Below are 21066 nucleotides of genomic sequence, written 5' to 3' on the forward strand. Positions count from 1 at the left end.
CTGCGCCGCTTTCTGCGCTTTCGCTTCGGGGGCTCCCCATCCGGGCGCGAAGAACCATCCGCATGGGCCACTTCGCCCTGCGCACGCGCCTGCGAAGCGCCTTCGTCAGGCGATTCTCCAGAGGATGCGTCCTGCACCGGGCCCTTTGCCGCACCGGGGCGCGTGGGCCCGTTCCGGCGCGACTTCTTTCGCCTGGGCGAGGCAGCCGTCTTGCCCATATGGGCAGGCTGTCCGGCCGACCGATCGTCGAAGCCGGGGGAAGAGCCCCCATCCGACGCGGCATCCCGGACGACCTCCTTTACCGGCGATACCTCGCCGTGGTCGTGGTTTTCCACCGCTATTCCTTCGCCGCCGCGCAAGCCCATTGGGCGCAGCAGGCAGCTCATATCGTTTAGTTGGCGGCAGAGTATCAGCCATAGCGGGTTTCACCAAGAGCGGTGTTGGCCGGAAATTTTGTCTTTGTCAGAATTGAATCCGCATCTGCCCTTGACTATAAAACTCATATCGCTAAATAGCGTGGCGAAAGCGGCCAGCGCCGCCTGCTGGGGAATAGGTTAACGGTAGACCCACGGACTCTGACTCCGTTAGTCCTGGTTCGAATCCAGGTTCCCCAGCCAAAAATTTCCAGGCTTTTACAGACACCATTTTCTTTCGCAATTTTGCTTGATATTTCAGCGACTTGCGCGACCGCTGGGCTGACGGAGACAGTGTTACCCGTTTAGTTCGAGGCGGGAATGGCCAGCTTGGCGACGACACTGGGCATTGGTCCTGTAAGGCAGGGCGCGGCAAGACAATGCGCTGTCCCGAAGCATCGCTCAAAACCGCGACAACGCTTCCGGTCCCTACGAACCAAGCATGCCGCCACGTTCGTGCTGACGAAATCCCAATTGCGCGAATGATGAAGACGGCGCCAATCTGGCCGCATCGGACGATGCGGCCAGAGAGTTCTGGATGGTTAGAGTTCCAGTTCACGCTTGCGCGCGAGCAGCGCCTTGAACTCGGGATCATCTGCAAGGGTTTGCAGTGCCCAGAACTCTTCGAGCCATTCTGCTTCGCCCTCCCAATCGCCTTCGATCAGGAGTCGTACATTTCCCAGGGCGCCTTCACGGTCTCCGGCAAGTGCCCGCGCCCCGGCTGCATGGAAGCGGCTCCAGTTGATCTGCTCACTGGCTCGCTCGAAATGCGAGGCCAGCTCGCGGCAATGATCGGGGTCAAGATCACCGATGTTCTCGGCAGGCAACCGGCAACTATAGGCGAAATGTCGATCCAGTTCTGAAAGGCCGATAGATCTACCGATGGCGATGGAGCCCCTGTTGGACGCATGGCTGTGCCATTCGACACCGGGAAGGCCGCGCCGGATACATTCGGCGATGGTTGTCGAAGCGACCAAGCGCCCAAGCCCCAGGCGCCGGAAATCGGGTTCCGTGCCGACACCGACTTCGCACCGTTCACCGCTGACGCTGTCCGTCACGCTATGGCTGACGATCTGCATTGTGCAGAGCGCAGTACCCGACAGCGAGGTTGAAGAACGCCTCCGAAGAAGTCCACCCTTCAACGCAGTCCTCCAGCACTTCAAGGTTGCCCGGATTGCGGTCGAACAGCGCACGATCAATCGGCAGGATTTCAAATCCTGGACCTGGCTGGCTCACTACCGGCAAGGCCGTGCCCACAATATACCCCATGCGAACACGGGGGTGCGGGATTGCAAACGCATTGCGCCCACGCCTTGGAAAGGTGTGGAACCCACCGGATTTCGGCAAAGAAATAGGCCCAATCGGGGATTATTTCCTGCAGGCTAGCAAGAGTTTCGGCCTCGGTATCCGGGTTGCCCGCCAGATAGTAGGCGTCCCCGTTGGCAACGAGCGCTACCTGAGGCTGGCTGGATTGTCTACCCAGACCTCGCCATCGATCGCACCGTCAAGGACGGATGCGATAGCGACATGGATCGACGAGAGTTCAGTTAGAATAGTCTGAGCGACCGAATAGGTCTCGTGCTCGATTTTTTGCATTGATAAGCAATCCTATGGATGCAGCGCCTTGCGCCTGCACCATCGATGGTAACAAGTGGAACAGATCATCTGCTCCGTAGGCAGCCGGCATGCGCCCGCCGGCACTCGGCATGGTGTTGGCCGCCATCTTGGTACCCCGCTCATCACTATAGGCTACTGCGACTGGTTCGCAGGAGGCGTTCCTGTAACCTGTGGGCTGGCACCGCGCAATTGGTCCACCGCGAGAATTGTCGTTCTCCCTGCGGGTAGGCTGGCTGGCTCATGGCCCCGATACGAAACCCACGCCATGATACTGTTAGCCCAAGCGCAATGCCGCACTGCCCTGTTCGAGCATATTTTCCTAGAGTGGCCCATCGTTTCATGGAAACGCTGCCTCGCTCTATCTCCTTGTTCTTCCGCATTTATGCGGGCGTCAGATGTTTCTATCTGACTGCAAAAGGCTCTAGTGAGTCAAAGAGTTAACTTAAATGAACCTTCCACCGAATAGCCCATAGGCAACGTTTAGGCGGGTCACTTCTGCAAGTGCCTCTGAAATTTGCGAACTGAGCGAACCCCTGTCCAACGGACAGAGGGAGTTTGCCGCGGAAAACGGGGCAACGATTGCGGAGGGATTTTGCGCGCAATAGGCCTGGTCCGCGGAGTTTGAATGCGGCCCAGGCGCTAGTCGTGCAAAGCGGTTGATCTCAGGTGATTTCACCCTACCGCAAAAACGCGTTAACGGTCGTCGGCTAGTTTCTGACGCTGCGTGCCTAACCCTTCAATGCCGAGCTCCATCACCTGGCCCGCGCGCAGGTAGACGGGCGGCTTCTGCCCCATGCCGACGCCGGCCGGCGTACCCGTCGAGATGATGTCGCCAGGGGCAAGGCTCATGAAGCGGCTGACATAGCTGATGAGATGCGCCACCCCGAAAACCATGTTGGCGGTGGTCCCGTTCTGATACCGCTTGCCGTCCACGTCCAGCCATAGCTTCAACGCCTGCGGGTCGGCAACTTCGTCGGCCGTGACCAGCCAGGGACCGACAGGGCCGAACGTGTCGGCACCCTTGCCCTTGTCCCATGTGCCGCCGCGCTCGATCTGGAAAGCGCGTTCGGAAACGTCGTTGATCACACAATAGCCGGCCACATGCGACAGAGCATCTTCCTCGGCGATGTATTTTCCGCCCCTGCCGATGATTACGCCAAGCTCCACTTCCCAGTCGGTCTTTTCAGAATCACGGGGAATGAGAACCGTGTCGTTCGGCCCGCAGATCGCGCTGTTGGCCTTGAGAAAGACCACAGGCTCCTTGGGCAGGTCGAGCTTGGATTCCGCCGCGTGGTCAGCATAGTTGAGACCGATACAAACGAACTTGCCCACTCCGGCCACGCAGGGGCCGAGGCGAGGCTCCCCGTCCACAAGCGGGAGGGAAGACGGGTCGAGTGCAGCCAGCTTCCGCAGGGAAGCGGGGGCAATTGCCTTGCCATCGATGTCACCGATCACACCAGACAGGTCGCGGATACGCCCCCCCGCATCCAGCAACCCGGGCTTTTCAGCTCCGGGTTCGCCGTATCTGAGAAGTTTCATGCATTTCCTCCGGGCAGGACCGTCTCGTCGAAGATTCGACGGCAATCCATTTCATACTCAAGGTCGACCACCGGCGGGCGGTTGAAATGCCAGGTCATGCCGTTGCGGTGGGCACCGCGCGGACCGATCTCTGTCGCAATCAAAGGCTGAATATCGTGAACCGAATAAATCTGCACCCCGGTCGTGTCATTCCATGAACCGCCGAAATGAGCCATGCGGCGCTCCATCTCGCCAAGCACGTAGGCGGCTTTCTCGCGAAGCGCGTCCGGCGAGGTATCGCCAAGGCGCACAATGTGATCGCGGTAGTTGCCCTTGCCTTCCGGGGCCTCGCCGGAACCGGCGATTGCGAAGGTTTTCGGCGCTTTCTCGTCTTCAACCGTGTAGATGAAAGCGTGGAAGCCCGGCTCGGCAGGGGCTCCGATCTCGGGGCAAACATTGGAACGGCCAACTGGATTGTCGCTTCCGGTCATGATGCCCCAATCGCGAAGCGTGCCGGTGTAGACGCGGTTGAACTCCTCGAAACCTTCCTCGGTGAACTGGCCGGGAGAGCGCAGTTCGCAAGCGCAGAATGCCGTCAGCGGACGCCCAACCGCTTTCAGATGGGCAGCAATACGCTCGAAACCCTGCTTCAGCGGCACCACCTCGTCGAAGCGAACGCGCACGAGGCGATATCCGGGAAGTGCGGAAACGCCCGCCGAATATTGCATGACGCCGGGAATGTATTCATAGCCACCGGCTTGCATTGTCTTGGTCTGCATTCTCACGTCCTCTGTTGAAATTGTTGGAGAAATCACGAGCCGACCGTCAGCGCCGCATCGAGGCGTCGCAGCGCGGCAATGATGCTGAATGCGGTGATGGCGCTGCTTCGGGGATTGGCTTCGTCCGGAAGGTTGGCGCAGACAACCTTCATCTCGCCTGCCCGTGAGCGCACGCACAGCTCGTGCGTGTTCACCGCAACGGATGGATCGGCCCAGAGTTCGACCGCCGTCGCCTCGGGTCCCGCACCGGCGAGCGCGATTGTCGCCGCCACATTCACATTCTTCGGAAACGCCGCAACGGATTGGCGGGCATTTCCTGAAAAGAGCTGCACTGCGCGGTCGATCGATGCCGTGGGCATCGCTACCCCCTCCACCATGACGGTCTCACCAAAGGAAGCCGGCGGCTTGCGGGTCGTCAGGCGCACCGATTCAAGCCCGATCTCACGCGCCGCGCGCAATCCATCCATACCCGCGACCGCGCCGGAGGGCGCTATGAGCCGGGTCGCCGAAGCCCGTGCCTTTTCCAGAATGCCCGGAACCGTCAGAAGACACCCCACGCTGGCAACGACCAATGTCCGGCCCTCTCGGCCAAACACGCCTTTGGCAAGCTCCGTGAAAACGGCAGGCGGTAGGCACTCCACGACGATATCCGCTTCGTCCGCCACCCTGTCGAGAGAGACGATGTCAGGTACGGAGCGGAAATCGCGAATGCGACGGGCGGCACTTTCGGGGCTGCTTGCGGCAACCGCGACAAGGCGCAATCCATCCATTCCCTCGTCAAGCGCGCGGGCCACACGGAGCCCGACTGAGCCGAGCCCCGCCACCGCAACCCTGCGGATGTCAGCCATAGTTGAACACGAGGAACTTGATGTCGCTCATGCTTTCCATGGCATAGCGCGTTCCCTCGCGCCCAAGGCCGGAATCCTTCCAGCCCCCGAAGGGCATGTTGTCGATGCGATAGATCGGCACGTCGTTGATCATCAGGCCGCCGACATCCCAGGTCTCCAGCGCGCGGAAAGCGGCGCGCATGTCGTTGGTGAAATAGCCGCCCTGAAGCCCGTAACGCGAACTGGCCGCGCGCTGCACGCCCTCCTCGGCGCTTGCCACCTTGTTGAGCGTCACGACCGGGCCGAAAATCTCTTCGGCCTCGACCTTCATATCCATCGTGGTGTCGGTGAGCACCGTCGGCTCGATCAAGGCGCGGTCGCGCTTGCCCCCGGTCAGGACGCGCGCGCCCTGCGCGACGGCTTCGTCGATCCAGCTTTCGATGCGGATCGCCGAACGTTCGTCGATCACCGGCCCCACATCGATGCCCTCTTCCAAGGGATTGCCGACTGCGCATGCCCGGACGCGTGAGACAAGTTCTTCCTCGAACCGGTCATAAACCTTTTCATGTACGAGGATGCGCTGCACACCAATGCAATACTGGCCGCCATAGACAACACCGCCACGCACGCAGCGTGCCGCCGCGAAAGAGATATCAGCGTCATCTGACACGACCACGGCGCCATTGCCGCCCAGTTCAAGCGACACCTTCTTCTTGCCGGCGATGGATTTGATGTGCCAGCCTACACCAGCGCTGCCGGTGAAGGTGACCATGGGGATGCGGTCGTCGCGAACCAGCTTTTCGGCCAGGGGCACATCGCAGTGCACGACCAACAACGCATCCTCCGGCAGACCGGCCTCCAGTAGCACCTCTGCAAGAAGCTTGCTTGTCAGCGGAGTCTGCGGTGCGGGCTTGAGGATCACGGAATTGCCCACGGCAAGCGCCGGCGCGACCTTGTGCAAGACCAGGTTGAGCGGAAAATTGAACGGCGTGATCGCAGGATCGGGCCGATGGGGAAATGCCGTGCAATGCCAACCCGGCGGCCGAGATTTGCAAGCGTGTCGAGGTCGGCGCGATCGAGCTTCAACGCCCCGCCGTCAGCATTGCTCGTCTGGTATTCGAAGACGGCGCTATCGACGTCGAGCGGCACCTCCTTACCGGAAAATGCCCGGGCCTCACGGGCCGCATTGCGCAGGTTGAACAGGGAGCGCGAGACTTCGCCGCGCGCATCGTAGAGGGGCTTGCCCGCCTCGGCAGCGATGAGCCGGACAAATTCCTCCCGGCGGCCATCGATGATATCGGCGGCACGGTCCAGGATATCAGCACGGATGAAGCGCGGCAGACGCCGCATGACTTCAAAGCCCTTGAGTGCCTTTTCCACGGCGGCATCTACTTCGGCCTCGCCGGCCACCGGCATGCGGCCGACGACGCTTCCATCATAGGGGGAGAGGATATCGTCTTCACGGATCGGAGAATTCACGGAAAGGTTCATCGTCTTCATCTTTCAAGATGTGTCAGCATCAGGAGGCGCCGATATAGGCTTCGCGCACAGCAGGCGCCTCACGCAGTTCTTCGGAAGGTGCAGCCATCACGATGCGGCCGCGGTCGAGCACATAACCGCGATGGGCAAGGTCGAGCGCTGTCATGACATCCTGCTCGACCAGCAGAATCGAGACCCCGGCTTTGTTGATCTCGACGAGGGATTCGCCCAGCAATTCGACGGCGCGCGGTGCCAGGCCGAGCGACAGTTCGTCGATCATCAGGAGTTTCGGACGGCTCATGATCGAGCGACCGATGGCGCACATCTGCTGCTCGCCGCCGGAAAGCGTGGCCGCATCCTGGTTGGCCCTCTCAGCCAGGCGCGGGAACATGGTCATGACCCGTTCCAGGTCTTCGTCCACGCTTTTGTCGCGACGACGCAGATACGCGCCCATGAGCAGGTTGTCGCGCACCGACATGGTGCGAAACAGACGCCGTCCCTCGGGCACATGGGCGACGCCCGCCGAAAGGATGTCCTTGCATTCGAGCCCCGCCAGCGCCTCGCCCTCCATGCGGACGCTGCCGGCAGTAGGCTTCACCAGGCCAGAAAGCGTGCGTAGAAGCGTGGTCTTGCCGGCACCATTGGAGCCTATGAGACAGACGATCTCGCCGCGATTGACCTCGATATCAACACCCCACAGGACGCGGATCTCGCCATAGCCGCTCTCAAGGCCCTTAACCTGAAAAAACGGTTCAGCCATTGGCCTTTTCTCCCGGGTTTGCCTCGGCATAGCGGTTGCCGAGATAGGCCTTGATGACACGCTCATCGCGTGTGATCTCCAGGGGCAGGCCCTCGGCGATCTTGGCGCCGTGGTGCAGCACCACGATCCGCGAGCACAGGTTCATGACGACCTTCATGAGATGTTCGATGAGAATGATGGTGACGCCCCGCGCAGCGATGGCGCGGATCATCTCCAGCGCGACATCGATCTCTGCCGGGTTGAGCCCGGCATTGACCTCGTCGAGCAGCAGCACCTTCGGTTTCATGGCGAGGCTCTTGGCGAGCTCCAGCCGCTTGCGACCAGCCAGTGTGAGCTCGGCCGCGAGCACATCCTTCTGGGGCGCAAGTCCCAGAAACTCGATTGCGCTCATCGCCTCGTCGCGCGCTTCGGCCACACTCTTTGCACCGGCAGCGAACGTGGCGGGCGCCATGACGTTTTCAAGCACAGTCATTTCCGGGAAGGGCTGCACCACCTGATAGGTGCGTGCAACGCCCAGCCGGCTGATCTGATAGGGCTTGAGCCCGTCGATGCGCCGCCCGTCGAACTCGATGCTTCCGGAGGTCGGCTTGTAGACGCCGGTCACCAGATTCACCAGCGTCGTCTTGCCGGCACCGTTGGGGCCAATTAGGCCCACGATCTCGCCAGGCTCGACAGACAGATCGACATCATCCACCGCCCGCAATCCGCCAAACTGCTGGGAAACGCCCTTGAGTGTGAGAATGCTCATGCGGCCGTCTCCTTGCCATGGTCTGCGCCGGTCCGCTTGCGCTTCCTGATGAAGCCAAGGACACCGTTGGGCAGGAAGAAGATGAGTGCGACGATCAGCAGGCCGAGCACGGCGGAATGGATCGACAGGAAATTGCGCCACACGACTTCTTCCATCACAAGGAAGGCTGCCGCGCCGATCACCGGTCCGGCGACTGTGCCCGCACCGCCCAGCATGACCATGACGATCGGCTTGACGGAGGTCAGGACGGAATAGACGTCCGGCGGCTCGATATAGAACACCCAGGACGCATAGAGAGCGCCAGCGGAGCCAACGAAAAGCGCCGACAGGACGAAGGCGACAACCTTGTAGAAGGTCGTATTGACGCCAACCATTGAGGACGCATCCTCATTCTGCCGAATGCAGCGAAGAGCAAAGCCGATGCGGCTTGCCGAAACGTACCAGCTCATCAGGAACGCGAGCACGGCAAGCCCGAGCATGGCCCAGAAAAAGAGCTGCGCCTGCGCATCCACCGACATGCGGATGACTGGCAGGTTGAGCCCCATGCCACCGCCTGTCAGGCTGGTCCAGGAGGTAGTAACCTCAAGGAGGACTTCAGCAAGAACCAGGCTCGCAATCGCGAAGTAATGGCCCTTGAGATGCAGGATGGCCGCCCCCATGAGGGCTGCGAAAAGGCCTGCCACGATGCCGGCGGCAAGCCAGGCGAGCGGCATGGGCAGACCGTTCCCCTGGAGAATGGCTCCCGCATAGGCGCCCAGCCCGAAGAAGGCCGCTGTCGCGAAGGAGGGATAGCCGGCGTAACCGCCGATGATGTTCCAGGATTGGGCGAGAACGGCGTACATGGCGAACATAGTGCCAAGACGCAGGACATAGTTGTCGCCGACAAGCGGCAGGAGCGACACCAAGAGAAGCGCAGCGAGGACGTAGATGGGACGCACCGTCATTCGTACCCCCTGCGGCCCATAACGCCGGTCGGCTTGAAGATGAGAAGGATGATGAGAAGCACGAAGGCGATGGTCAGCCCGTGCTGAGGCCCGATCAGAAGTGCGCCGAAGCTCTGGATGGCGCCGAGGGCAAGACCGCCAACGATGGCGCCGGAAATGCTGCCGAGACCGCCCAGAATGCACACGATGAAGCAATGCCCAGGAACTCGGAACCATTGAGCGGCGAGATCGGAAAGATCAGACTGAGGAGGCTGCCGGCAGCGCCCGCCATCAAGCTCCGAGGCCGAATGTAATGGCATAGATGCGCTTGACGTTGACGCCCATGAGGGCCGCCGCCTCCCGATCCATACGCACCGCAACGATCGCGCGGCCGATGCTGGAGCGGACGAGAACGAAATAGAGAATAACCGTGAGTACGCAGGCAAGGAGCATCGCCACCAGCCTGTCGAGCGGCAGAACGAGGCCGCCGACCACGGTGCTGCCCAGCGGATGCGCGAGTTGCACCGTGCGATAGTCCGCTGAGAAGGCGATGATCATGCTGTTGTTCAAAAGCAGGTCGAGACCGAAGGTCAGAACAAGCGTCGTCAGAACGGGTGCGCCCACGACACGGTTGATGAGACCTGCCTGCACCACATAGCCGAGCACAAAGAGCGCGCCGCCAGAAAGGACCACGGACATGAAGGGATGGATGCCCAGGTGCACATAGGCGAAATAGGCAATGTAGGAGCCGAGCACAACGAAGGATCCGTGCAGGATATTGATGACGTTGAGCACGCCCCAGACCAGCGAGAAGCCTACCGCGATGCAGGCATAGAGCCCGCCCAGCACAAGGCCGTTGAGAAGAATCTGTGCGTAAAGCATTGAATACCGTATGGGTTCGATGCCCGCCGGCACCATGGCCGGCGGTTCATGCGATCTAGGGAAATGCCGAAGGTAGACTACTGGATGTCGCTGTAGCGCATCTCGCCCTGCTTGACGGCTTCGGGATAGATCGTCTTGGTCGAGCCGTCCTGGATCTGGAAGACGGGAGGCTCGAGAGAATCGATCTGGCCGGTCTCGTCGAAGCGTACATTGCCGTAGAAGGTCACCGTGTCCATCGCGGCAAGCGCATCACGCACGGCCGTCGGATCGATGGAACCGGCATCGTCGATGGCAAGCTGAAGGATCGCACCGGCGGCGCTGGCGGAGGCCTCGGCATAATCCGGCGTTGCGCCGTATTTGTCTTCGAACGCCTTCACATAGTTGGCAGTCGAACCGAACAGATCCTCGCCTTTGTAGGACACGGCCGGATGCCACCAGGCAGCGCTGGTCACATTCTGCGAAAGCGGGCCAGTGGCGTCGATGAACTCCTTATACGCTGGACCGGCGATCATGGTCAGAACCTTCGGCTTGATGCCGAGGTCAGCCATCTGGCGGCGCATCAGGATGAGATCGTTGATATAACCAGTAATGAACACCCAGTCGGGCTGCGACTGGAGCATGAGCGTCAGCGCAGAGGCGTGATCCATCGTGCCGATTGCGTATTCCGCGAAAGAGACAACCTCAAGGTCCCTGCCTTCTGCCGAGGCTTTCATCTCATTGGCAATGGCGAGCGGGAAGAGATCGTTCCGGGCGTAGATCGCCACAGTCTTCACGCCCTGGCCGGAATCGGCGACGATGTTGGTGAGTGGCGCTGTGAGTGTCTGGTTCGGTGTGAAAGTCCCGAACAGGTACTTGTAACCCTGATCGTAAACGCTGGAGGACGATGCCGTCGCCGCGATCATGGGGATCTGATAGCGCTCGGCAACGGAACTTGCCGCCTTGGCGGCACCGGAACCGAAGGGCGCAAACAGGAAGTTGACCTTGTCATTGGTGATCAGGCGTTCGGCGGTCTGCACGGCGCGTGGCGTGTTGGATTCGTAATCCACATAGACGATCTCGACATTGTAGGTCGTGCCATCCACCTCGATACCGCCCTTGCCATTGACCGTCTCGGCCCACAGGTCATAGCCACGCTGCTGCTTCAGCCTTCGGGCGAAAGCGGCCCGGTCAAAGGCAGCGGCGCACCGATGCGAAGTGTTTCCTGTGCTGCAGCGGGCTGAACCGCCATCATTGCGGCACCCATCACCGAGAGCAGCCACGGCTTGAAAGAAAATCCCATAGAAATACCCCTCATGTCTCTTATTTTGATCGGACATTACGTAGTGGCTCACACCCTAGGGGAAATTAGGTGCGTCAAGGAAGCATCAATGTGAGCACGAAGCGTTGCATTTCATGCAACGCGCGAAAAGGCTTCTGCCGTCTCGATAATGACCGCAGCGAGTTTGCCGGCCGAAGGCGTAAGCTCGACCTCGGCACGCTTGCAGATCTGCGTGGTGGAAAGCGAAAGCGCCCGCGACACAATCGGGATTCCAACGAGTTCGCCCGAGGCTAGCTCACGCTCGAAGGAGAAGGCCGGCAGAAAGATAAGCCCCATATTCTGCAGGGCAAACTTGCGCATCATATCGATGGAGTTTGTCTCGAGTCGGATGTTGAGTGTCAGAAGGTCGGCCTTCACCGCATGATCGACCAGATGGCGAATACCGAAAGAGCGATCAGGCACACCCACCGGCAAATCGCCGATGTCGCCCATCTGGATTTCCTTGCGCCCAGCCAGGGGGTGCGCGGAGGAAACGACCACCATCAGAGGCTGCCGGAAGCTCGACAGCATCTCCACTTCAGGCCGCGGATAGGGCTGGAAGGAGATGCCGATATCGCAGCGATCTTCCGCGACCGCTCGCATCACCTCGTCGGTGCTGGCGGTGCAGACTTCATAGGTAATGCCGGGATGCTGTTCTCCGAATGTGGCCAGGGCGCGCGGCAGGAGCCCACCGATCATACCTTCCACCGTGTAGATGACTACGTGGCCGCTATCGAGATTCTTGAGAGAATCGATTGAGCTGCGCAAACGCTGCAGTTCCTTCGCCCGACTCTGCACATAACGGGCAGCCAGTTCCCCCGCCGGCGTGAGGCGAACGCCCTGCGCCTGGCGCACCAGTAGCGTGGTTCCATAAAGGTGTTCGAGCTTCTGGATCTGGCGGCTGATAGAGGAGGCGGAAATATGTAGCTTCTCGGCCGCCTTGCGGATCGAACCCAGTTCGGCCACCGTCTCGAAATAATAAAAAGCCGTATCCATTCGCCTATTTCACTCCCGCGCCTCGAACCGCTGCCCTGAAGATAGATCGACTTCCAGGGCTTGCACCAGGAGAACGTCAGTTGTTGATGTCAGTCGGTCTTGAGTCCGTCATTCTCAGACTCGGAGTCTTTTGAAACCCGTAGCGGTTCCGTACAAATGCAAAAAACCTCGGCGTCCCGATCCCCTGCATTGACGTAGGCATGCCCCATTGTGCTGTCCAGATAGATGCTCTCGCCAGGCCCCAGCCTCACAGGCGCATAGAACTCCGAATGCACAACGACCTCCCCGTCGATAACGACCAGAAACTCCTCGCCGCCATGCTTCTCCAGCGGGCCAAACTCCTTGATGGATGATGCCTTGATACGCGCGTGAATGGGGACCATTCTCTTGTTGGTCAATTCTCCACAAAGATATCTGTACACATAGTTCTTGGTATCGATCACAACGCCATCGCCATCCCTCGACGGTACGAAGCGGCTATTGGGCGACGCCTTTTCGCTTTTGTCATCCCCAATCAACTGCCCGATTGTCAGGTCAAGCCCCTCCGCCAGGCGCAGCACTTTGTCCAGCGTCGGGGAAAGCGCGCCGTTCTCAATTTTAGAGATTGTGGAAACCGCAACGCCCGAGCGTGAGGCAAGGTCGTTGAGCGTCAATTGACGGGATTTGCGCAAGTATCTGAGCCGTGCCCCCAGTGCCTGGGTGGTGGTCATGAGCAGGTGTTCCTCTTTCAATCTCAAATGGTTGTATCAAGCCTCCAATCGATTGGAAATTATTTTCGTATATGAAAACTTTTGTTGCTTTCCGAAAATTCTTCGATAGCGTTGGGGCAATGGAATAGCTGTTAAAGGGCAAACACTACATGCCGGATCGCTCCGTTTCAGCAGACGCAATCGTCATCGGTGCAGGCATTGCAGGCGCTTCCGTGGCGGCCGGGCTTTCCCAGACCATGCAGACGGTACTGGTCGAGATGGAGGCACAGCCGGGATATCACACGACCGGGCGATCCGCTGCCGTATTTGCTCCCAGCTACGGCCCTCAAAGCGTCCGTGCCCTGACCCGGGCCTCCCGAAACTTTCTCGGCACCCCTCCAGACGGGTTCGCAGAAAACCCGCTTCTGACCCCACGCGAGATCCTGATGCTCGCAAGAGAGGATCAGCTGGAGGCGCTTGACGGTCTGATCGAGATGGCATCCTGCGAGACAAGCGTGGAACGATTGGTTCCTGAAGCGCTAAGAGCGCGTCAACCCCTCGTGCGATCGGGCTACGCAGCAGCCGGAATGCTGGATAAAGATGGCCAGGATATTGACGTTGCCGCGCTCCATCAGGGATTTCTGCGCGTTTTCAAAGCCCGCGGCGGCCAGCTTCTTAACAACGCGCCGGTGCAGGCGCTTGAGCGCATCGGCAATGACTGGGAAGTTCATACAAAGATCGGCACGCTCACCGCGCCTTTGGTGATCAATGCCGCCGGTGCCTGGGCGGAGGAGATTGGCCAACTCGCCGGCGCGGAACGCATCGGGCTCGTTCCGAAGCAACGCACTGCAATGGTCGTGGCCGAACCGGAAGGTTTCACGCGCCGCGATGCTCCAATTACAATCGATGTCGAGGAACAGTTCTACCTCAAACCAGATGCTGGCCGCCTGCTGATCTCGCCCGCCGACGAGACACCGTCGGTTCCCTGCGATGCACAGCCTGAAGAGATTGACATCGCAATCTGCGCAGACCGGATCATGACGGCCTTCGATCTCGACATCCGTCGGATCGACAACAAATGGGCGGGGTTGCGCAGCTTCGTAGCGGACAAGGAACCGGTGATCGGTTACTCGCAGGTGACGCCCGGCTTCTTCTGGATGGCAGGACAGGGAGGGTATGGCATACAGTCCGCTCCTGCGGCAGCGGAGTTGGCGACCGCCCTGGTGCAGGGCACGCCCCTCCCGGCCCATATTCTCGATCAGGGGCTTGACCTTCGCCGCATAGCGCCCGATCGCATGGCGTGTGCGGCATGATCTGGCTCATCCCCGTGATTGCCGCTGCCATGTTGGCCTCAGGGTTGGCACTGGCTACGTCATCGGCGGCGCGGCTGTGATGACCTTCATCCTGACCGACAACACCCGCTATCTGGCAGTCTTGCCACAGAAGGTCTTTTCGCAGATCAGCGTTTTCTCGCTTCTGGCGATGCCGCTCTTCATTCTCGCGGGCGAGCTGATGAACCGCGGCGGCGTTACAAAGTCGCTGATCGACCTCTCAATGGCGTTGATCGGGCGCCTGCGCGGAGGGTTGGGGCATGTGAACATCATGACCTCCGTGTTCTTTGCGGGCATCTCGGGTTCGGCTGTCGCCGACGCGGCGGCACTCTCCAACACGCTCGTTCCGGAAATGCGCGAACGCGGCTATACGGCGGAGTATGCGGGAGCTGTCACGGCAGCATCATCCATCATCGGCCCAATCGTGCCACCGTCGATCATTCTGATCTTCTACGGCGCCCTGATGCAGACTTCGGTGGCTGCACTTTTTGTGGCCGGGATCGTTCCGGGTCTTCTCCTTGCCGCTGCACTGTTCGCCGTGAACGGGTGGTACGCATGGCGTGAAGATCATCCGCGCGTCGAGAAGTCTGATACGCGACCTTTGTTGCCGGCGATTGTTGCTGCGATACCGGCGTTATGCCTGCCGCTAATCATCGTCGGCGGGATCATCTTGGGCTGGATGACGCCCACGGAAGCAGCAGCAGTCGCCGTGTTTGCGGCTGCTATCGCCGCCTTCTTCTATGCGCCGCTCACGCGCCAGGACATCTGGGAGAGCTTTTCACGGTGTGCTGTTCTGACGGGATCGATCTTCATGATCCTTTGCGCCGTCGCCGCTTTCGGCCATCTGGCCGCGCTGGAACGCATCCCTCAGACCATTGCAGGACTGGTGGAGGACATGGGGCTCGGACCGATCGGCTTTCTGATCGCGATGAACCTGCTCTTCATAGTGGCAGGCATGATCATGGACGTGCCGGTGGCGCTGGCGCTTCTCGTGCCTCTCCTGGCACCTGTCGCCCTGGCCAACGGCGCTGACCCGGTCCATCTGGGCATCATGATCTGCTTCAACCTGTGCATCGGCCTGGTAACCCCTCCACTGGGGGGCTGCCTCCTGATCGTGTCAACGGTCACGGGTGTCAATTACTGGAAGCTGGCCCGCGCAGTCATTCCCTTCATCATCGCAGAGATCATTGTTTTAGGAGTGCTTGTATCCGCCCCGGAGATCAGCCTTTGGCTGCCTCGAACGCTGGGACTTTGGGAGTGATGCAGGAACCAATCTACAGGGAGGAATACCATGTTGAAACTGACCCACGTCCTCAAGGCATCGGTCGTCAGCCTCGCTCTGACATTTCCCGCCATGGCAGAAGTGAAGATCGCCCTTGACAGCCCGCCGGATCTGAAAAACTCCGGGACATATATGTGGGCTCACACCTTTGGCGAATATCTCAATGCAAATGGCATAGAAGCCGTGGAGTTCGAGCGGAACTCCCTGGGGGAAGAAGCGGAACGTCTCGATCAGGTCAGTCAGGGCTTGCTCGAAGTATCGATGTCGGACGCAAAATCCGCCGGCACACTGGATGGAACGATCTTCGGCGCGATGATGCCCTACTTCTTTGAAGATCTCGCACAATTGGACAAGGCGCTCGACGAAGGCGGGATGCTGGCCAGGATGAACGAAGGCACGACCCCCAAGGGTGTTCGCATACTGGACGTTGTTATGACCGGCACTCCGACCGGCATCTTCACCACGGAAGTTCCGATCCGCACCTTTGACGATATCAAAGGCGTTCGCATGCGGGCGCTCGATGAGGTGCAGATCAACACCTTTGAGCAATGGGGCTCGAAAGGAACGATTGTCTCCTGGTCGGAGGTGCCAAATGCGCTGCAGACCGGTGTCGCCGGAGGCTATATCAACCCTGCCTTCGTGCCAGTGACCTACGGGCATACGGCCTTCATCAACTATTTCACCAATGCACGACTGAGCCAGTCTGTCCGCGTCGCGATTGCGTCGGAAGACTGGTACCAGAGCCTGACGGACGAAGAGCGCGACATCGTCCAACAGGCGGTCGTGAAGGCACACGAAGCCAATCGCAAACTGGTGTCTGACGACACGGCCGTTCTGAAGCAGCTGGAAGAAGCCGGGATCGAAGTGATCGAACTTCCGGATGAGGAACGCGCAAAGTTCCGTGAAGCCAGCCAGCCCATCTACGTTTCAACGGAGATGCCAGAAGGCGCGCTGGAGGCATGGAACAAAGCGGTGGGGCGCTGACAGTGTCGGCGATCGCGGACCGGCTGAACTGGTTTTCCTGGCGTCTGAACCGACTTGCTCTCCTTGGCGCAACACTTTCTGTGGCAATCATGCTAGCAGCAGCCGGTTGGCAGGTGATCGCCCGCTACATCTTGAACCAGCCTCCCATATGGACCGAAGAGCTTGCACGATTTTCGATGGTCTGGGGCGGGCTTCTGGGTGCGTCCTGTGCCTACCGCTTTCGCCGCGATCCCAATCTGTTTCCAGATGCGCTGGAAACCTCGGGACTCCGGGGACTGGTGTTTTCTCTCATACGCTCGTTCGGCGTGCTCTGTTTCATTCTGCCTATTTTGTGGTTCAGTTTTCTGGGGCTGGGTGCCGATCCGGCGCGAAGCTATATCGCACGCCTTGCCGGTCGACAGACCGAGACGATGGATTTGCCCATGGTGGTGTTCGGCATTGCGATCCCGCTGGCCTTTGCAGTGATCCTTTTCCATGTTCTGGCGGATGTTGCGACCGCGCTGGCCAATCTCAGGAATAGAAAATGAAACTGTTCATGGCGTCGTTAGCGACTGAAACCAATTCTTTCTCGCCTATCCCGACTGGCTGGAGTGGTTTCAAGGAACACCTCTACACCAAGTCCGCGTCACGCGGTGAGGCAGGACTTTACGCAGCGGCCGTGACCCGCTGGCGCGCGATGGCAGAGGCGCAAAACTGGGAAGTTATCGAGGGGCTATGCACGTATGCACAACCCGCCGGCCCTACTGTGCGCGCCGTATACGAGACGATGCGTGACGACATCCTCAGCGACTTGCGCGCGGCCATGCCGGTCGACGTCGTCCTCATGTCCATGCACGGAGCAATGATCGCGCAAGGCTACGACGATTGCGAAGGCGACATGATGGCCCGTGTACGGGAAATCGTGGGACCCGACGCCATCATTGGACTTGAGCTTGACCCACACTGCCACCTGACAACCCAGATGCTGGACAATGCGACCGCGATTGTCTGCTACAAGGAGTACCCGCACGTCGATGTGGTCGAACGCGCGGAAGACCTTTTCGCCCTCTGTGCCGAAGCCGCTGCAGGCAGGGTGAACCCGGTCATGCGGGACTACGACTGCCGCATGATGGCGATGTATCACACGCCTTTCGACCCTATCCGGAGCTACGTCGACCGCATGTCCGCCATGGAGGGCAAGGACGGCATTCTGTCCGTGTCACTGGTGCATGGTTTCCCATGGGGAGACAGCCCGCGCTGCGGCACCCGCACGCTGGTTATCGCAGATGGGAACGCCAGCCTGGCCGAACGTCGCGCCAGAGAACTGGGCCAGGAGCTTTGGGCGATGCGCAACGACCTTCGACGCTTCCCCAATATGGAAGATGGTCTTGATCTGGCGGTGAAACTTGACGCCAATCCGGTTGTCCTTGCCGATTTCGCAGATAATGCAGGTGGCGGCGCGCCCTCAGATTCGACATTTGTCCTGCGGGCGGCACTGGAACGCGGTCTCAGGGATATCGCGTTTGCAACATTCTGGGACCCGGTGCTGGTTGGCATGTGCATGGATGCGGGGATCGGTGCCAAAATGGCCGTACGCCTGGGCGGGAAGATCGGGCCGATGTCGGGAGACCCGGTAGACCTGACAGTGACCGTGCGCGGGATCGCCACCGACGCCGTACAGCATCTGGGCACAGCAGAGATGAACATGGGCGATTGCGTCTGGCTGGAAGCTGACAGTGTTCATGTCGTGATCAACACGCTGCGCACGCAGACCTTCCATCCGGAAGCTTTCCAGAATTTGGGGATCGACCTCTCCAAAATGAAATATGTGGTGGTGAAGTCGTCACAGCATTTCTATGACGGGTTTGCGCCCATTGCAGCGGAGGTCATACATCTGGCAACGCCCGGTGCGATCACCCCGGACTACACCATCGTGCCCTACACACGGCGAGACGGGAACTTCTGGCCCAGGACGGAAACCCCCTTTGCCGGAGAGGACCCTGCACCGTGACCGAAACCTATGACATCATACTGCGCAACGGTCGCGTAATGGACCCTGAAACCGGATTGGACAGGGTTTGCGACGTGGCGATTTCGGCCCACAAGATCGCCAGAGTTGGGCATTTCGAAGGGAGCGCCGCCCGCGAAATCGACGCCACCGGACTGATCGTGGCGCCCGGTTTCCTCGACCTGCATGCTCATGGGCAATCCGTAGCCGCAGACCGGATGCAGGCTTTTGATGGGGTGACCACGACACTGGAGCTCGAAGTCGGCGCGTTGCCGGTAGCTGGATGGTATGAAAGGCAGGCGACGCTGCCCCGCGCACTGAATTACGGCACTGCTGCGGCCTGGATATTCGCACGCAAGGTCGCCTTCGGCGCAATCGAGCTCGACGCAGATGTGCATCCGATCGACCAGATGGGTGCCGGTTCGGAAGATATGTGCTGGTCCACGGAAGCTGCCGATTCCCAGCAGACGGATGAGATCGTTTCCCTGGTGCGGCAGGGGCTTGATGAAGGAGCTATCGGCATCGGACTGCCCAACGGCTACGCCCCCGGTGCCGGCGTGAAGGAGATGGCGGATATCTGCGATCTCGCCTTTCAGTACGGGACGCCGACCTTCACGCACATCGCATATCTAAGCAATATCGACCCGAAAAGCTCCGTCGACAGCTATGTCCGCCTGATAGGACTGGCCGGCGCTACCGGGGCGCATATGCATATCTGTCACCTCAACTCGACCTCGTTGATGGATATCGAGCGCGTGGTCGAGTTGGTCAGCAAGGCGCAGGAGCAAAATCTGCCGATCACGACAGAGGCGTATCCTTATGGCACGGGTGCGACCGTGGTCAGCGCCGGGTTCTTCATGGAACCCGATTTCGTCAGGCGTACCGGAAGCAACTACTCGAACATCGAACTGATCCGCAATCACCACCGCTTCACCGAGCGAGAAGATATGCGCCGGGCCAGAGAAGCGTCCCCGACGGATCTGGTAATGTGGCACTTTCTGGATGTGGATGCCAATGACGAGCACCGGCGCCTCCTTGATCTGTCGGTTACCTACCCGGTGGTTCGATCGCTTCAGATGCGATGCCCTGGATAAATGAAGATGGCAGCATTTACGAAGGCCTCGAATGGCCGTTGCCCGATCAACTCTCCGCTCATCCCAGATCGTCCGGAACCTTTACCCGGTTCCTGCGGGAACATGTCCGCGAACGCCGGACCATGTCCTTGATGGATGCATTGGCCAAATGCACTATCCTGCCCGGCAAGGTAATCGAAAGCTGCGCCCCACAGATCGCAAAAAAGGTGCGCCTTCAGGAAGGCTGCGACGCGGATATTGTAGTCTTCGATCTTGAGACCCTGACAGACAGGGCAGAATTCAATGCGATGAACAGACCGTCGGAAGGTGTTCGGCAGCTTCTGGTCAACGGGCAGTTCGTTATTCTGGACGGCGAACTAGAAACCGGGGCTGCGCCCGGGCAACCGATCCGGCATGAGATGCGTGAGTGTTCCAGTTCTCCTTGTTACCGGGTTCCTGGGCGCAGGCAAGACGACCTTCATTAATCGACTGCTGCAGGCAGAGCACGGACTGCGCATTGCGGCCATCGTCAACGACTTCGGCTCGATCAACATCGACGCCGAACTGCTGGCCCAGACGAGCGAGGGTGTCATTGGACTGAAGAACGGCTGCATCTGCTGTTCATTGCAGGGCGATCTCATGCGTACGCTCAAGGTGGTTCTGTCCCGCACGCCGAAACCCGAGTTGATCGTGATTGAAGCGAGTGGCGTCGCAGACCCGGCCGGCATCGTCCAGTCGCTCATGGATCCGGTCATCTGGAAGGAAGCCCGTCTGGAAACCGTGATCGGCATTGTTGACGCGCCCGATGCGGCCCGGCGCGCAGATGACCCGCTCTGGCAGGCACAGCTGCAGGGATCTGATATCCTGTTCCTGTCCAAGACTACGGAATGCCCGCAAGGTGACCTGAAAGCGCTTCGCGCTGGTCTGGCCTCCCGCGGGAAAAACTGCATCCTCAACATGGATGATGCGCCTGTTCCGTTGAGCGCCCTTTTCATTGAGGACAACAGTCCCCGCGCCCCGGTCGAAGCAGACCTCCAGAATGACGACCGTTTCGTCCATGTGGAGTGGGAGTACGAAGGTCTCGTGGATCTGCCTTCCTTTCAAGAAGCGATTTTGCGGATCTCCGACACTGCGCTGCGCGGCAAAGGCCTTCTAAGCTTTACAGGTCGACAGGGTAGACATGTTTTCCAGCTCGTCGGAAAACGCGCCACCTTATCATCTGCACCGTGGGATCAGGAGAAAGGCTGCCGGCTGATACTCATTGGCGAGCGCAACGCATTCGACGCGACGCAGTATTGCGCAAACTGAACAGGCTGAGGATGCACACCTCTGACGAATAAAACACCTGTCACAGGAAAGTATTGCACCCTAACATCATGCCTGACTGCGCGAGAATGCGACTCCGTCTCTCCTGGAATTTCCCCAGATCGGACAGACAAAGAGGCTTGTAAATAGATTTCATAATACATAAAATTATAATA

Annotated in this window: 20 protein-coding genes, 1 tRNA gene and 3 pseudogenes; 9 read left to right on the plus strand and 15 right to left on the minus strand. The window is 59.7% G+C overall.

Features of this window, described 5'->3' with window-relative positions:
- Positions 1-335: pseudogene (locus JCM21793_RS29835) on the minus strand (hypothetical protein); the annotation flags it as partial.
- Positions 336-543: 208 nt separating this feature from the next.
- Between JCM21793_RS29835 and JCM21793_RS17490 the strand changes: the two are divergent.
- Positions 544-617, plus strand: a tRNA-Gln gene (locus JCM21793_RS17490).
- Between the two features lie 338 nt (positions 618-955).
- Here the strand turns inward: JCM21793_RS17490 and JCM21793_RS17495 are convergent.
- From JCM21793_RS17495 to JCM21793_RS17555, 14 genes are all read right to left on the minus strand, one after another.
- The gene (locus JCM21793_RS17495; RefSeq protein WP_155983473.1) at positions 956-1555 is read right to left on the minus strand and encodes a GNAT family N-acetyltransferase; all 600 of its coding nucleotides are present in this window, start codon (positions 1553-1555) and stop codon (positions 956-958) included.
- 1168 nt (positions 1556-2723) lie between these two features.
- Positions 2724-3569 (minus strand): fumarylacetoacetate hydrolase family protein, encoded by an 846-nt coding sequence (locus JCM21793_RS17505; protein ID WP_007010865.1) that lies wholly within the window; start codon positions 3567-3569, stop codon positions 2724-2726.
- Entirely contained in the window at positions 3566-4327 is a 762-nt protein-coding gene (cnbZ, locus tag JCM21793_RS17510; protein WP_025031186.1) for a 2-amino-5-chloromuconate deaminase CnbZ, read from the minus strand. Before cnbZ ends, JCM21793_RS17505 begins: the two co-directional genes overlap by 4 nt.
- Positions 4328-4359: 32 nt before the next feature.
- Positions 4360-5175, minus strand: a complete 816-nt coding sequence (locus JCM21793_RS17515) for an aspartate dehydrogenase domain-containing protein (protein ID WP_025031187.1) — start codon at positions 5173-5175, stop codon at positions 4360-4362.
- Positions 5168-6115, minus strand: a complete 948-nt coding sequence (locus JCM21793_RS26760; protein WP_280113534.1) for an aldehyde dehydrogenase family protein — start codon at positions 6113-6115, stop codon at positions 5168-5170. Before JCM21793_RS26760 ends, JCM21793_RS17515 begins: the two co-directional genes overlap by 8 nt.
- Positions 6073-6645: an aldehyde dehydrogenase family protein gene (locus tag JCM21793_RS31030; protein ID WP_280113535.1), complete on the minus strand. Its 573-nt coding sequence runs from the start codon at positions 6643-6645 to the stop codon at positions 6073-6075. The genes JCM21793_RS26760 and JCM21793_RS31030 overlap by 43 nt, the downstream gene beginning before the upstream one ends.
- A gap of 28 nt (positions 6646-6673) precedes the next feature.
- Complete coding sequence (locus tag JCM21793_RS17525) at positions 6674-7393, minus strand: ABC transporter ATP-binding protein (protein ID WP_007010861.1); 720 nt, start codon at positions 7391-7393, stop codon at positions 6674-6676.
- Entirely contained in the window at positions 7386-8141 is a 756-nt protein-coding gene (locus JCM21793_RS17530; RefSeq protein WP_025031188.1) for an ABC transporter ATP-binding protein, read from the minus strand. The genes JCM21793_RS17525 and JCM21793_RS17530 overlap by 8 nt, the downstream gene beginning before the upstream one ends.
- Positions 8138-9085 (minus strand): branched-chain amino acid ABC transporter permease, encoded by a 948-nt coding sequence (locus JCM21793_RS17535; RefSeq protein WP_025031189.1) that lies wholly within the window; start codon positions 9083-9085, stop codon positions 8138-8140. Before JCM21793_RS17535 ends, JCM21793_RS17530 begins: the two co-directional genes overlap by 4 nt.
- On the minus strand, positions 9082-9270 hold the full coding sequence (locus tag JCM21793_RS30525) for an ABC transporter permease (RefSeq protein WP_244439827.1): 189 nt from the start codon (positions 9268-9270) through the stop codon (positions 9082-9084). Before JCM21793_RS30525 ends, JCM21793_RS17535 begins: the two co-directional genes overlap by 4 nt.
- Before the next feature lie 85 nt (positions 9271-9355).
- The gene (locus tag JCM21793_RS26765) at positions 9356-9946 is read right to left on the minus strand and encodes a branched-chain amino acid ABC transporter permease (protein ID WP_244439829.1); all 591 of its coding nucleotides are present in this window, start codon (positions 9944-9946) and stop codon (positions 9356-9358) included.
- Positions 9947-10023: 77 nt separating this feature from the next.
- On the minus strand, positions 10024-11205 hold the full coding sequence (locus JCM21793_RS26770; protein ID WP_244439831.1) for an amino acid ABC transporter substrate-binding protein: 1182 nt from the start codon (positions 11203-11205) through the stop codon (positions 10024-10026).
- A 131-nt stretch (positions 11206-11336) separates the two neighbouring features.
- Positions 11337-12239 carry a LysR family transcriptional regulator gene (locus JCM21793_RS17550; protein ID WP_007010856.1) on the minus strand — a complete coding sequence of 301 codons (903 nt, stop codon included), beginning with the start codon at positions 12237-12239 and terminating at the stop codon, positions 11337-11339.
- Positions 12240-12328: 89 nt separating this feature from the next.
- Positions 12329-12949 carry a helix-turn-helix domain-containing protein gene (locus tag JCM21793_RS17555; RefSeq protein WP_025031190.1) on the minus strand — a complete coding sequence of 207 codons (621 nt, stop codon included), beginning with the start codon at positions 12947-12949 and terminating at the stop codon, positions 12329-12331.
- Positions 12950-13098: 149 nt separating this feature from the next.
- Here JCM21793_RS17555 and JCM21793_RS17560 point away from each other — a divergent pair, with 149 nt between their 5' ends.
- The 8 genes and pseudogenes from JCM21793_RS17560 to JCM21793_RS31650 all read left to right on the plus strand — a co-directional run bounded on the left by JCM21793_RS17560 (position 13099) and on the right by JCM21793_RS31650 (position 20893).
- A complete protein-coding gene (locus tag JCM21793_RS17560) occupies positions 13099-14241 on the plus strand; it encodes an NAD(P)/FAD-dependent oxidoreductase (protein WP_025031191.1) in 1143 nt (380 codons plus the stop codon).
- Between the two features lie 79 nt (positions 14242-14320).
- Positions 14321-15520 (plus strand): TRAP transporter large permease, encoded by a 1200-nt coding sequence (locus JCM21793_RS26775; protein WP_100213257.1) that lies wholly within the window; start codon positions 14321-14323, stop codon positions 15518-15520.
- A 30-nt stretch (positions 15521-15550) separates the two neighbouring features.
- Complete coding sequence (locus tag JCM21793_RS17570) at positions 15551-16525, plus strand: TRAP transporter substrate-binding protein (RefSeq protein ID WP_051556229.1); 975 nt, start codon at positions 15551-15553, stop codon at positions 16523-16525.
- Positions 16501-17052 (plus strand): TRAP transporter small permease, encoded by a 552-nt coding sequence (locus JCM21793_RS17575; RefSeq protein WP_051556230.1) that lies wholly within the window; start codon positions 16501-16503, stop codon positions 17050-17052. The genes JCM21793_RS17570 and JCM21793_RS17575 overlap by 25 nt, the downstream gene beginning before the upstream one ends.
- Positions 17049-18515: a M81 family metallopeptidase gene (locus JCM21793_RS17580; protein ID WP_025031194.1), complete on the plus strand. Its 1467-nt coding sequence runs from the start codon at positions 17049-17051 to the stop codon at positions 18513-18515. The genes JCM21793_RS17575 and JCM21793_RS17580 overlap by 4 nt, the downstream gene beginning before the upstream one ends.
- Before the next feature lie 38 nt (positions 18516-18553).
- A pseudogene (locus tag JCM21793_RS26780) lies at positions 18554-20070 on the plus strand (amidohydrolase family protein).
- A pseudogene (locus tag JCM21793_RS31645) lies at positions 19976-20437 on the plus strand (CobW family GTP-binding protein); the annotation flags it as partial. The pseudogenes JCM21793_RS26780 and JCM21793_RS31645, both read left to right, overlap by 95 nt.
- Positions 20438-20542: 105 nt before the next feature.
- Complete coding sequence (locus JCM21793_RS31650; RefSeq protein ID WP_441909233.1) at positions 20543-20893, plus strand: CobW C-terminal domain-containing protein; 351 nt, start codon at positions 20543-20545, stop codon at positions 20891-20893.
- Positions 20894-21066: the final 173 nt, after the last annotated feature.

This window comes from Nitratireductor aquibiodomus NL21 = JCM 21793 (assembly GCF_000615975.1).
GTDB classification, from domain to species: Bacteria; Pseudomonadota; Alphaproteobacteria; order Rhizobiales; family Rhizobiaceae; genus Nitratireductor; species Nitratireductor aquibiodomus.

Excerpts from the sequence above, each read along its gene's own strand:
- JCM21793_RS26775 (WP_100213257.1), top strand. The coding sequence starts at position 14,321 with ATGACCTTCATCCTGACCGACAACACCCGCTATCTGGCAGTCTTGCCA.
- cnbZ (WP_025031186.1), bottom strand. The coding sequence starts at position 4,327 with ATGCAGACCAAGACAATGCAAGCCGGTGGCTATGAATACATTCCCGGC.
- JCM21793_RS17530 (WP_025031188.1), bottom strand. The coding sequence starts at position 8,141 with ATGAGCATTCTCACACTCAAGGGCGTTTCCCAGCAGTTTGGCGGATTG.
- JCM21793_RS17525 (WP_007010861.1), bottom strand. The coding sequence starts at position 7,393 with ATGGCTGAACCGTTTTTTCAGGTTAAGGGCCTTGAGAGCGGCTATGGC.
- JCM21793_RS17580 (WP_025031194.1), top strand. The coding sequence starts at position 17,049 with ATGAAACTGTTCATGGCGTCGTTAGCGACTGAAACCAATTCTTTCTCG.
- JCM21793_RS17555 (WP_025031190.1), bottom strand. The coding sequence starts at position 12,949 with ATGACCACCACCCAGGCACTGGGGGCACGGCTCAGATACTTGCGCAAA.
- JCM21793_RS31650 (WP_441909233.1), top strand. The coding sequence starts at position 20,543 with ATGGATGATGCGCCTGTTCCGTTGAGCGCCCTTTTCATTGAGGACAAC.
- JCM21793_RS17575 (WP_051556230.1), top strand. The coding sequence starts at position 16,501 with ATGGAACAAAGCGGTGGGGCGCTGACAGTGTCGGCGATCGCGGACCGG.
- JCM21793_RS17535 (WP_025031189.1), bottom strand. The coding sequence starts at position 9,085 with ATGACGGTGCGTCCCATCTACGTCCTCGCTGCGCTTCTCTTGGTGTCG.
- JCM21793_RS17505 (WP_007010865.1), bottom strand. The coding sequence starts at position 3,569 with ATGAAACTTCTCAGATACGGCGAACCCGGAGCTGAAAAGCCCGGGTTG.
- JCM21793_RS31030 (WP_280113535.1), bottom strand. The coding sequence starts at position 6,645 with ATGAACCTTTCCGTGAATTCTCCGATCCGTGAAGACGATATCCTCTCC.
- JCM21793_RS17570 (WP_051556229.1), top strand. The coding sequence starts at position 15,551 with ATGTTGAAACTGACCCACGTCCTCAAGGCATCGGTCGTCAGCCTCGCT.
- JCM21793_RS17550 (WP_007010856.1), bottom strand. The coding sequence starts at position 12,239 with ATGGATACGGCTTTTTATTATTTCGAGACGGTGGCCGAACTGGGTTCG.
- JCM21793_RS17515 (WP_025031187.1), bottom strand. The coding sequence starts at position 5,175 with ATGGCTGACATCCGCAGGGTTGCGGTGGCGGGGCTCGGCTCAGTCGGG.
- JCM21793_RS17560 (WP_025031191.1), top strand. The coding sequence starts at position 13,099 with ATGCCGGATCGCTCCGTTTCAGCAGACGCAATCGTCATCGGTGCAGGC.
- JCM21793_RS26765 (WP_244439829.1), bottom strand. The coding sequence starts at position 9,946 with ATGCTTTACGCACAGATTCTTCTCAACGGCCTTGTGCTGGGCGGGCTC.